The sequence below is a fragment of the Scopulibacillus daqui genome, from assembly GCF_016908855.1.
GTDB classification, from domain to species: domain Bacteria; phylum Bacillota; class Bacilli; order Bacillales; family Sporolactobacillaceae; genus Scopulibacillus_A; species Scopulibacillus_A daqui.
Genome location: NZ_JAFBER010000012.1, coordinates 76,756 through 89,169, shown reverse-complemented (window position 1 = coordinate 89,169; position 12,414 = coordinate 76,756). Strand labels below are relative to the sequence as shown.

The window sequence follows — 12,414 nt, the reverse complement described above, 5'->3', positions numbered from 1 at the left end:
AGAAAAACATGAAGAAGTAGAGGTAGTCTGTCCTTTTTGTGAAGGTACTATGCGACGAGCAAAAAAGAATCCCAAGTGAAAAGGCTACACTTGGGGAGTAATTAAGTCGCGCTAGCGATTTTGTTCTTTCGATAAAAACGATAAGGAGGCTTATGATGAGCATTAAAATTCCAAGAGGGACACAAGATATTCTTCCTAATGATATTAGTATATGGCAGTATATTGAAGAACAAGCAAGGCTGGTATTCAAACAATTTAATTATCAAGAGATACGCACCCCTATTTTTGAGTCGACTGAACTCTTTCAGAGAGGTGTCGGCGATTCTACAGATATTGTCCAAAAAGAAATGTACACTTTTGAAGATCGCGGCGGCAGAAGTTTAACATTACGGCCGGAAGGGACCGCATCTATTGTCCGGTCATTTGTAGAAAATAAAATGTTTGGTTTGCCTAATCAGCCTGTTAAACTTTATTATATTGGACCGATGTTTCGATATGAGCGTCCGCAGTCAGGACGGTCACGGCAATTTACGCAAATCGGCGTTGAAGCCATTGGCAGCAGTGATCCGGCGATTGATGCTGAAGTGATTGCGTTAGCCATGACATTTTACCGTAATCTAGGGTTGAAGAAGCTGACATTAGTGCTCAACAGCCTTGGAGACCCTGAGAGCCGGCAAACTTACCGCCAAGCTCTAATCGATCATTTTAAACCGTCTATCGATGAATTTTGTCCGGACTGTCAAAAGCGTCTGGAACAAAATCCGCTGAGAATTTTGGATTGTAAAGTAGACCGGGAGCATCCCGCGATGAAAACTGCGCCATCAATCTTAGACTTTTTAAACAGCGAATCAAAGGCTTATTTCGATCAAGTCAAAAAAATGCTTGACGATATGGGAATTGATTATGTGGTCGACCCTAACCTTGTTCGCGGGCTTGATTATTATAATCACACGACCTTTGAAATTATGGGTGAAGGGTTTGGCGCTATTACAACTTTGCTCGGCGGCGGCCGCTATAACGGATTAGTCAGTGAACTAGGCGGTCCGGAAGTGCCTGGAGTCGGATTTGCATTTGGCGCAGAAAGGTTGCTGCTCGCTCTTCAAGCAGAAAATGTCAAACTTCCTGTTAACGAGACATTAGATTGCTTTCTCGTGGCGATTGGCGATAAGGCAAAGGAAAGAACCGTTCCGATTCTGTTTAACTTAAGAAAGGCCGGCTTATCTGCTGATAAAGATTACATGGATAGAAAAGTAAAAGGTCAATTCAAACAGGCAGACAGGCTGAATGCACGTTTTGTTGCCACTCTGGGTGAAACGGAATTAGAACAGAACGTCATTAATGTAAAAAATATGGCAACAGGTGAAGAAGCTCAAATCGCGATTAATGAACTGGAAGCATACTTACAAAAACATTTGAAGAGGTGACAATGATGTATCGAACTGAACATTGCGGTCAATTAAGCGAAGATCATGTCGGCAAACAGGTGAAATTGGCAGGTTGGGTGCAAAAAAGAAGAGATTTAGGCGGATTAATTTTTATTGATTTAAGGGACCGGTCAGGGCTTGTACAAATCGTTTTCAATCCTGAAGTATCAAAAGAAGCGCTTGAAATCGCTGAAAAAATTAGAAGCGAATATGTCATTGAAGCTGAAGGAAAAATTGTGTTTCGCGACAAACAGTCAATAAACGAAAATATGGCGACCGGCTCAATTGAAATGGTTGTGCAAAACGTTGCAATTATTAATAAATCAAAAACACCGCCGTTTGAAATCAAAAATAAAACAGATGTTTCAGAAGATATTCGTTTGAAATATCGTTATTTAGATTTAAGGCGGCCAGAGATGCTTGAAACATTTAAAATGCGCCATAAAATCACTAAGAAAATTCGTGATTTTCTTGATGTGCAAGGCTATCTCGAAATTGAAACCCCAATGTTGACAAAAAGCACACCGGAAGGCGCACGGGATTATCTGGTGCCAAGCCGGGTGCATCCAGGAGAATTTTACGCACTGCCGCAATCGCCGCAAATTTTCAAACAATTATTAATGGTTGCGGGCATGGAGAAATATTATCAAATTGTTCGCTGTTTCAGGGATGAGGATCTCCGGGCAGACCGCCAGCCGGAATTTACACAAGTTGATATTGAAATGTCCTTTTTTGAACAAGAACCGTTCATGCAAATGATGGAACAAATGATGGTTGAACTGGTTAAAGAAATTAAAGGTGTCGAGATCAGCCAACCGTTTGAACGGATGCCATACAGCGAAGCAATGGCCAGATATGGCAGCGATAAGCCGGATACACGTTTTGGCATGGAACTCATTGATTTATCTGCTGCAGTGAAGGAGTGCGGATTTAAAGTATTCAGCCAAGCTGTTGCTGATGGCGGCCAAGTCAAGGCAATTAATGTTGAAGGACAGGCGGCCAATTATTCTAGGAAGATGATTGATGCATGCGCTGATTTTGTTTCAACACACGGTGCTAAAGGATTAGCCTGGTTAAAGGTTGAAGATGACGGTTTAAAAGGTCCTATTGCAAAATTCATTGATGAAACAACGGCGGCCAATATTATAGGAAAGGCTAATGCCAAATCAGGCGATTTGCTCTTATTCGTTGCAGATACACCGAAAGTTGTAGCAGACAGCCTAGGCGCCCTTCGCTTGAAACTAGGCAAAGAACTTGGCCTTATTGATCAGACGGCCTTAAAATTCCTTTGGGTTACAGAATTTCCGCTTCTTTCGTATGATGAGGACGCGGGCCGCTATGTGGCTGAACATCATCCGTTTACGATGCCAATGGCAGAAGATGTTGATTTACTTGAGACTGATCCGGGCCAAGTAAGAGCTCAAGCTTATGATCTCGTTCTTAATGGATATGAGTTGGGCGGCGGTTCTCAGCGTATTCATCAAAGAGATATTCAAGAAAAAATGTTTAAGGCGCTCGGATTTTCAATGGATGAAGCCAAAAAACAATTTGGCTTTCTAATGGAAGCCTTTGAATACGGGGCCCCTCCACATGGCGGCATCGCATTAGGGCTTGACCGGCTTATTATGATTCTTGCGGGACGGACTAATTTAAGGGATACGATCGCTTTCCCAAAAACAGCAAGTGCGTCATGTCTATTAACAGAGGCGCCGAGCCCTGTAAGTCAAGATCAGCTAAAAGAATTGCACTTGAATGTCTCCGGCAAAACATCGGAAATGAATTCGACTGTATAATATCATTGGCTTTTCGTAAAGCGGGAATAGCGCTATACGTCATCTTCAGCAGAGAATGATGGTTTGTTTTCGGGGCTTATTTACCGGATTTTTTGGTAACCGCCTTAAGAAAAAACACCAAAAAATATAAAAATTGGGTTAGCCGTTTTATTGCTTCTCAATCAAACATGTGCTATCATGTTTATACAAAGTTATAGAGAGTCCTGAAGTGTTCGTGGATAACCGAATGTTTTGACCGAACATCGAAAGATAGGGAGCTTGTCGTTTTCATCCGGAGTGAATGCCTCATAACGTACCGAGGACTCATGAAAGGTGAAGCAGGGCACCCACCTGCCAGAGCGCGGGTTTCAAAACTAAGGTTTAGACGGCACTATTGGGGCTCTCTTGTTTTTTATGTATTTAAAATACAAATAAAAATAACAGTCGATATCGCATCGACTGTTATTTTTTATTTTGCGATTTTTTCCAAATTGCCATTCTTGTCCATTTTGAATGTCGGCCCTGCAGGCTCTTCTTGATCTTGGAAAGCTACCATCCGTCTGGCCCGATCCATTATGCTCATTAAAGATTGATAATCTTCCTCAATGATTTTGTGATTTTTCTCCAGTTTATCAAGCTGTTTTTCAAGTTCATTGACTTTTGAGCGCAGCTCTTCATTTTCTTGGCGCAATCTTTCATTTTCTTTGATCACTTTTTGATTCGTTCTATCATGGTTTTGTAAGTTTTCTAGAAAGCTAATAACGTCATCCAATGTTAATGGTTTTGTTTGTGAAGGCGAAGCTGGCAATGAACTGTCAAAATCTGCAGAAGGATGAACCATGGTTGTACCCATTTGTGGTTTTTGCCAGTTTCTAACCCGTTGCTGTTCAGCTCGTTTTCTTTGCTTTCGCTGCTTTTTAGCGATTTCGATAGCTTGTTCATATTTCTTTCGTACGATAGCGTTCCATCTAAAACCGCAAGCCGCGCCGGTGCGATTTAATTTATCTCCAACTTCTTCAAATGCATCTAATTGAGTGCTGCCTTCGCGAATGTGCCGCAAAACGGTTTCTGCCAATAACAAATCATCCTCATGAGACCATGCGTCTTGTCTAACTTTTGTCATGATGACCTCTCCTTAGAATATTATTCTTTATAAAAAATGATTGACAAAAGTTAATCATTTTATACGCAAGAAAATATTTTTCTATGGATGATTTACTAGATTATACTATTAAGATTTTCTTTTGCTAAAGTAATCCAATCTTTTTTGTATGCTTTTCTCATAACCTCTTGGGGAAGGGTTGTACAGCTTTAAATTTTCCAGATGTTCCGGCAGGTAGTTTTGCGGTGTATACCCATCTTCATAATCATGAGGGTATTTGTAACCGATGCCGTGTCCGAGTTTTGCTGCGCCTTTGTAATGAGCATCCCTGAGATGTATCGGCACTTGGCCTGAGGTTTCATTTCTGACGGCATCTATCGCTTTGTCGATGCTTTTAAGAACAGAGTTGCTTTTAGGAGCAGTAGCTATATACAATGCTGCTTCAGCGAGCGGGATGCGCGCTTCGGGCATGCCGATGAAGGTTACAGCATGAGCAGCAGCCTGTGCAATCAGCAGTGCGTTTGGATCGGCTAAGCCGACATCTTCAGCTGCGTGGATGTAAATTCTTCTCGCGATAAATTTAGGATCTTCGCCGGCCTCTATCATTTTTGCCAACCAATACAGCGTTGCATCCGGATCAGATCCGCGCATGCTTTTGATAAAAGCCGACGTTGTATCATAATGATTGTCGCCAGATTTATCATATTGGAGGACGCGTTGCTGAATGGATTCTTCAGCAACACCCAAATCGATATGAATGGTACCGTGCTGATCGGGATCTGTTGTTAAAACAGCCAGCTCCAGTGCATGTAAGGCGGTTCTGGCGTCCCCGTTTGATACTTGAACAAGATGTTGAAGCGCGTCTTTGTCTATTTCAATAGGGTATTTGCCGTATCCGCGTTCTTCGTCGTTAAGTGCTTGTATTAATATCTTTTCAATATCTTTATGAGTCAGCGGGGTAAACCTGAATAACCTGGAACGCGAAAGCAGAGCCGGATTAATTTCAAACATTGGGCTTTCTGTTGTAGCGCCTATAAGGATAATGGTTCCATCTTCGACTGACGGAAGCAAGGCATCTTGCTGGCTTTTGTTAAATCGATGTATCTCATCAATAAATAGAACAGTTTTCTGATCATCGTATTTAAGCCTGTCTCCAGCTTGAGAAATAACGTTTCTAATGTCGCTCACGCCGCTGGTAACCGCATTCAGCTGTTGAAAATGTGCCGAAGTATTGTTGGCAATAATTCTTGCCAGTGTTGTTTTTCCTGTACCGGGCGGACCAAAAAAAATCATCGGCGTTAACTTATCCGCTTGAATGGCTCTTCTTAATAAACGTCCGGAACCTGCAATATGTTCTTGACCGATAAAATCTTCTATTGATCTCGGACGCATTCGTTCAGCTAAAGGTTTGCCAATGCTTTTTTGTTTATCATCGGAAAAGTCGAATAGATCCATTCTATTATTCCTTTCTTTTATATTCTTAAGGTCTAGAAATGCCAGTATGTTTACAGACTTCTATAGGCGAAAATACTACAGGCGGCTGACGAATGCAAGGATGAGCCTTTTCGTGCTATAATATTTACGGTTTGCTTTCTTTTGATTTAATAAAAATGCGATTGACATCTTTCGAATACCTTTAATCATACATGTATCTAAAAACTATGGATCATTCATGTTTTTAAGGGTAAAATGATTCTATTATAAAAGGGCGATTAAATAAAACGAACGGAAAGAGGTGTTTGGCATTGAAAATTTCCACAAAAGGACGGTACGGGCTGACCATTATGATGGCTCTTGGCAAAAACAGTGGAAATGGGCCAATGTCTTTAAAAGCAATTGCCAAAGAACATGATCTATCAGAGCATTATCTTGAACAACTTATTGCTCCTTTAAGAAACGCTGGTCTAGTTAACAGTATAAGAGGGGCCTATGGAGGTTATGTACTGGCAAAAAATCCAAAAGACATTACAGCTGCGGATATTATTAGAGTTTTGGAAGGGCCGATTCGGCCGGTTGAGGTTATGGATGATGATGACCCGGCCAAGCGGGCGCTTTGGATAAAAATTAAAGATGCTGTAAAGGATGTATTAGAAAGCACTTCACTCGATGATCTCATTCATTTTGAGGAAGATCATCTTGTACAAGATCCGTATATGTTTTATATTTAAAATAATTTTAATGAAAGGTCGTGTTCAAGCAGACACGGCCCTTACATCTTAAATTATTCCAAGGCTGCGGCAGGAAGCGGCAGTACTCCTGTGATTAATCATTGGTGAAGACGCCGTTCCATTACGTTTCATGTGCCCGTACTTTTTGAACTTTTAAAGGATGTGTCATAATGAAATCGATTTATTTAGATCATGCGGCGACAACCCCTATTCATCCGGACGTTGTGAGTGCAATGGTTGAAGTATATCAAAATGCTTTCGGCAACCCTTCAAGCATTCATCAATATGGGCGCGCTGCAAGAAAATATTTGGATAATGCAAGAGAAACGGTCAGCAGAATGATTGGCTCAAAGCCAAATGAAATTGTGTTTACGAGCGGCGGAACGGAATCTGACAATATGGCTGTTCTAGGTGCCGCGTTTGCTCGAAAAGACCATGGCAAACATATCATTACAACGAAAATTGAACATCATGCGGTTTTAAATGCATGCCGTTATCTTGAGAGCGTTGGATTTGATGTCACTTATTTAGATGTCAACCAAAACGGAATGATTGATCTCAGCCAATTAGAGCGCGCTTTGCGAAAAGATACGATTCTGGTCACGATCATGTATGCGAATAATGAAGTCGGCACGGTGCAGCCGATTAGGGAAATCGCAGCGCTTTTAGAGAATCATCAAGCGCTGTTTCATACTGACGCTGTCCAAGCTTTCGGAATGATTGATTTGGATGTTTGCGAAACAGCTATTGATCTTTTGTCAATGACTGCGCATAAAATAAATGGTCCCAAGGGTGTCGGCTTTTTATATATCCGTGAGGGGGTTCAGTTAGTTTCTCGTGCTCACGGAGGCGAACAAGAGAGAAAGCGGCGTGCCGGGACGCAGAATGTTCCGGGTATTGTCGGCCTGGAAAAAGCGGTAGCCATCGCCTCAGAACAATTTCTAACAAAAATTGATAAATATATAGGCTATCGCAAAACTCTATGTCATGTTTTAGATCAACACCATGTCAAATATGAAATTAATGGAGACCCTGAACACTATCTTCCGCATATCTTAAACCTCTATTTTCCGGGAATACAAGTGGAAACTCTGTTAATGAACTTGGATTTGGCGGGTGTCGCTGTGTCCAGCGGTTCAGCGTGCACGGCTGGTTCTGTTGAGCCTTCCCATGTACTGACCGCCATGTTCGGCAAGGATTCCGATCGCGCTTATAGTTCTATCCGGATTAGTTTTGGCTATGGATTAACAGAAGAAACTGTTGAAGAAGCCGGGAAGATTATTGCGGAAACTGTCAATCGGTTAACTCAGTCTTAATAATGTCTTAGAAGCTAAAAGTTGAATGGTGTTCTTGAGACTGATATTGTTATATAAAATCATAAATATTAAACAACAAGATGAGTAACTGTTCAGATAGGGCGGCTTTGACTTGACCTTTTGAACAGTTAATTAAGCATAAAATACGCCAAAGGGTGATGAAAGCATGGATAAAGCACCCGGAGACACACGGGTTGTAGTAGGCATGTCCGGCGGGGTTGATTCCTCGGTTACAGCGCTGTTACTTAAACAACATGGTTATGATGTTGTCGGGATCTTTATGAAAAACTGGGACGATACTGATGAAAATGGCATTTGTACAGCAACAGAAGATTATGAGGATGTTGCCAGAGTAGCAGGGCAAATTGATATCCCTTATTATGCAGTCAATTTCGAAAAGGAATATTGGGATAAAGTGTTCACCTACTTTTTGACAGAATATAAAGCGGGCCGGACGCCAAATCCCGATGTCATGTGCAATAAGGAAATTAAGTTTAAAGCCTTTCTTGAGCATGCACTGGCGCTTGGTGCAGACTATGTTGCGACCGGCCATTACGCACGGGTCGAAAGAATTGACGGGCATGTTCGGATGCTTCGAGGTTTAGACAAAAACAAAGATCAAACCTATTTTTTGAATCAATTAACAGAAGCACAGCTTGAAAAGGTAATGTTTCCGCTCGGCGAACTGACAAAGCCGGAAGTAAGAGAAATTGCGAAAGAACACAATTTAGCAACCGCCGGAAAGAAGGACAGCACAGGCATTTGTTTTATAGGCGAAAGGAATTTCAAAGAATTTCTAAGCAGCTATCTCCCTGCACAAAAAGGGGAAATTAGAACGATTAATGGTGAATTTAAGGGCTACCATGACGGTTTAATGTATTATACAAATGGTCAGCGCCAAGGTTTAGGGATTGGCGGTCCAGGCGGCCCTTGGTTTGTTTGCGGAAAGGATCTTAAGAAGAATATTCTGTATGTTGCTGAAGGATTCCATAATAAAGCTTTGTATTCAGAAGGCTTGATTGCGGCAAACGTCAACTGGATTAATGGATTGCCTGAGGATAAGTCCCTGAAATGTACAGCCAAGTTTCGTTATCGTCAAGATGACCGGCCTGTAACGGTTCACATTAAAACGAAAGATAAAGTTAAGGTCATTTTTGATAAACCTGAAAGGGCGATTACGCCAGGTCAATCTGTTGTATTCTATGATGGGGATATTTGCCTGGGCGGCGGAACAATTGACCTTATATTGAACCAGCCAGAAGGCGATCATTTTGATTTTGTAGACTCAACCTTATCATCATAAGGTTGAGTTTTTAATTTAAAAAAATTCTTTCAGAAAAATGTGCTGCCGGATTTCTCCGGCACCCAGCATCATCTCTTATCTCAAAAATTAACTGTGTTGCTCTAGAACTTCCGATACAGAACATGCTGGTATTGGCGCTGTCGCATGGATGTGATGTTTTTAGCCTTATCGTCCCTTTTTTCCCTTTTTTGAACATGTCCTTGAAACTCTGATATACTACGGATAGAATGCTCTGTCTGAATGGAGAGATCGGAAAGTGGAAGATAAATTACAGCAAGGTATAGAAGCTATGAACAAAGGGCAGTTTGAAACGGCTGCAAAATTTTTTAACGATGCGATTGAAGAGGACCCCAAGGATCCAAACGGGTACACTCATTTCGGACATTTACTTGTTACATTAGGGCAACCTGAAAAAGCGCTGTCTTTTTATGAAAAGGCAATAAGTCTAAAAGAAGATCACCTTCCAGCCATTTATGGTTTAGGAAATGCATTTTACAATCTTCAGGAATATAAGCAAGCCTTGAAAAAGTATCAATTAGCGCTGACAGCAGATGATCAAAGCTCAGATGTTTATTATATGATGGGGCTGAGTTACCTTCGCCTCAATCAGACGGGATCGGCGCTTGCATCCTTTCAAAGGGCGGTCGAACTTAATCATGAGGATATTGATGCCCGATTTCAATATGGATTATTACTGGCGCATATTGGACAAATAGAATTGGCTGAAGAACAGTTCAAAAAAGTCATTAGCCAGGATCCTGAGCATGCAGACGCCTATTATAATCTTGGCGTTTCGGCTATGTACCATGATGAGGTTGAATTAGCAAAACAGTATTTTGAAAAGGCGCTTGCTGTTCAAAAGGATCATCTGCTGGCAGCTAACGGACTTAAGAAAATCGAAGAACGTTTAAATGAACCGAAGTAAGAAAGAGGGTCAGTTTTATGGCGGACCAGTCTTCATTAGATCTTTTTCAAGGAGAACAAAAATATATTAAAGGCGTTCCTTTACATATTATTTTTCAAAATGATGCAAATGCCTACACAGTGATGCGGGTTAAAATTAATGAGACTAACGAACCCATTGATGAGAAGGAAATTATCGTCATCGGGTATTTTCCAATCATTCATCTGCACGAAGTCTATCAATTTACAGGTTCAATTAAAATTCATCCTAAATATGGAAAGCAATATGAAGTTTATCAATATCGAAAATTACTGCCGCACTCAAAAGCAGGCATGATTCAATATTTGTCCGGGGATTTATTTCCCGGCATTGGTGAAAAAACAGCTGAACGAATCATTGAAACACTAGGAGAAAATGCCATATCGAAAATTCTCGAAGATCCCAAATGCTTAGAAAATGTACCTAAATTAAGTGAAGAAAAGGCGCAGCTTCTCTATGAGACGCTCGTTCAACATCAAGGGTTAGAGAAGATTATGGTTGCTTTATCAGACTACGGATTTGGTCCGCAGCTTTCTATGAAGATATATCAAACGTATGGAGATATGACGCTGGATATTATTCAAAATAATCCTTATCAGCTCGTTAATGACGTTGAAGGCATTGGATTTCATAGAGCCGATGAATTAGGAAAAGTGTTAGGGATTTCAGGAAATCACCCCGACCGTATCCGAGCGGCTTGCTTGTATTGGCTCAATCAAAAAGCTCTGGATGAGGGGCACGTCTTTATGCCTTATGAAGAAACCCTTTGCGAAGTTCAACAGTTAATCACAACGTCTGAAGAGCCGGTTGATGAAATGGATATTATCCGGGAAATAGACAGCTTGGAGGAAGAAGGGAAATTAATATTAGAAGAAAACGAAGTATATTTGCCTTCTTTGTATTTTGCGGAAAAAGGGATTGTGACAAGCATCAAAAAATTAATGGAGCAGACAGATTTTCACGATGAATTTTCTGAATCTGAATTTCTCAGCGCTCTAGGTGATCTCGAAGAACGCTTAAATATACAATATTCCATCACACAAAGAGAAGCGATTAGACAAGCCATACACTCTCCTGTCATGTTGCTGACCGGCGGCCCCGGAACCGGCAAAACGACCGTTATTAAAGGAATAGTGGAAGTTTACGCTGAACTTCACGGCGTTTCGCTTAACCCTAAAGATTATAAAGATGACCCTTTTCCGGTTCTGCTTGTTGCGCCGACAGGCCGGGCGGCGAAACGAATGAGCGAATCAACGGGTCTTCCGGCCGTTACCATTCACCGGCTGCTGGGCTGGAAGGGCGGCGGTTCCGGTTATGAACATGATGAAGAAAATCCAATAGAAGGCAAACTTCTAATTATTGACGAAATGTCAATGGTTGATATTTGGCTCGCAAATCAGTTATTTAAATCACTCCCTGAAAAAATCCAGGTCATTATAGTCGGGGATGAAGATCAATTGCCTTCGGTAGGCCCCGGACAAGTTTTAAAAGATCTTCTCAGTTCTGAGGTTATCCCCACCATTGAGCTTCAAAATATTTACCGGCAGTCTGAGGGCTCTTCAATTATTGATTTAGCTCATACGATTAAAGAAGGAGAAATTCCTGAAGATCTTCAAAGCGCTAAAGATGACCGCCGCTTTTTTGATTGCCGCCAGAACCAGATCATTGATGTCATCTGTCAAGTTTGCGAAAATGCTCGAAAAAAAGGCTATGCAACAAAAGACATTCAGGTTCTTGCACCGATATATCGAGGCAGTGCCGGAATTGAAGCCATTAATGAATCCCTTCAAAATCTCTTTAATCCGCCGTCAGATCAGAAACGTTCATTAACATTCGGCGACCGTGTTTACCGTGTCGGCGATAAAGTGCTCCAACTTGTTAACAATCCTGAAGAGCATGTATTTAATGGTGATATTGGTGAAATTGTTGCCGTTATTTTTGCGAAGGAAACGGCTGATCACGAGGATATGGTTGTTGTCTCATTTGAAGGAACAGAAGTCACTTATTTAAAGCGTGACCTTAACCAAATTACGTTAGCTTATTGTTGTTCGATTCATAAATCTCAGGGCAGTGAATTTCCGATTGTCGTTCTGCCGATTGTTAAGGGGTATCATCGGATGCTGCGCCGGAACCTTATATATACTGCGATTACAAGAAGTAAATCTTTTCTTATTATGTGCGGGGATAAGAAGGCATTTAATGAAGCGGTTCAACGCTCTGATGTCGATTTAAGGCATTCAAAGCTATCTGAAAAGCTCAGGGAGAGGATAAATCCAGAATCCAATGAGGCAATCAATGATATCATATAGTATGAATTAACGATTAAGTGGACATGATGCTAGTAGCCTATTTTTTAAAATTGTTCAGTTTTAAATGAAATAGAGGT

At 41.2% G+C, this 12,414-nt stretch carries 9 protein-coding genes and 1 other RNA gene; 8 read left to right on the top strand and 2 right to left on the bottom strand.

The features are described from left to right. The first annotated feature begins 155 nt into the window (after positions 1-155). From hisS to ssrS, 3 genes are all read left to right on the top strand, one after another. Positions 156-1,424, top strand: coding sequence for a histidine--tRNA ligase (hisS, locus tag JOD45_RS10190; protein WP_205003780.1), 1,269 nt, complete (start codon positions 156-158; stop codon positions 1,422-1,424). A gap of 2 nt (positions 1,425-1,426) precedes the next feature. Continuing rightward, complete coding sequence (aspS, locus tag JOD45_RS10185; protein ID WP_205003779.1) at positions 1,427-3,217, top strand: aspartate--tRNA ligase; 1,791 nt, start codon at positions 1,427-1,429, stop codon at positions 3,215-3,217. Between the two features lie 197 nt (positions 3,218-3,414). Continuing rightward, positions 3,415-3,601: non-coding RNA, 6S RNA (gene ssrS / locus JOD45_RS10180), on the top strand. Between the two features lie 64 nt (positions 3,602-3,665). Here ssrS and JOD45_RS10175 read toward each other — a convergent pair. Further along, positions 3,666-4,319 (bottom strand): RsfA family transcriptional regulator, encoded by a 654-nt coding sequence (locus JOD45_RS10175; RefSeq protein ID WP_205003778.1) that lies wholly within the window; start codon positions 4,317-4,319, stop codon positions 3,666-3,668. A gap of 108 nt (positions 4,320-4,427) precedes the next feature. Next, complete coding sequence (locus tag JOD45_RS10170) at positions 4,428-5,753, bottom strand: AAA family ATPase (protein WP_205003777.1); 1,326 nt, start codon at positions 5,751-5,753, stop codon at positions 4,428-4,430. Between the two features lie 290 nt (positions 5,754-6,043). Between JOD45_RS10170 and cymR the strand changes: the two genes are divergently transcribed. From cymR to recD2, 5 genes are all read left to right on the top strand, one after another. Beyond that, positions 6,044-6,466, top strand: a complete 423-nt coding sequence (gene cymR / locus JOD45_RS10165; protein ID WP_205003776.1) for a cysteine metabolism transcriptional regulator CymR — start codon at positions 6,044-6,046, stop codon at positions 6,464-6,466. A gap of 170 nt (positions 6,467-6,636) precedes the next feature. After that, positions 6,637-7,782: a cysteine desulfurase family protein gene (locus JOD45_RS10160; RefSeq protein WP_205003775.1), complete on the top strand. Its 1,146-nt coding sequence runs from the start codon at positions 6,637-6,639 to the stop codon at positions 7,780-7,782. A 166-nt stretch (positions 7,783-7,948) separates the two neighbouring features. After that, positions 7,949-9,085, top strand: a complete 1,137-nt coding sequence (gene mnmA / locus JOD45_RS10155) for a tRNA 2-thiouridine(34) synthase MnmA (RefSeq protein WP_205003774.1) — start codon at positions 7,949-7,951, stop codon at positions 9,083-9,085. 256 nt (positions 9,086-9,341) lie between these two features. After that, positions 9,342-10,010, top strand: coding sequence for a tetratricopeptide repeat protein (locus JOD45_RS10150; protein WP_205003773.1), 669 nt, complete (start codon positions 9,342-9,344; stop codon positions 10,008-10,010). Positions 10,011-10,027: 17 nt separating this feature from the next. Further along, positions 10,028-12,337, top strand: a complete 2,310-nt coding sequence (recD2, locus tag JOD45_RS10145; RefSeq protein WP_205003772.1) for an SF1B family DNA helicase RecD2 — start codon at positions 10,028-10,030, stop codon at positions 12,335-12,337. The last annotated feature ends 77 nt before the right edge of the window (positions 12,338-12,414 follow it).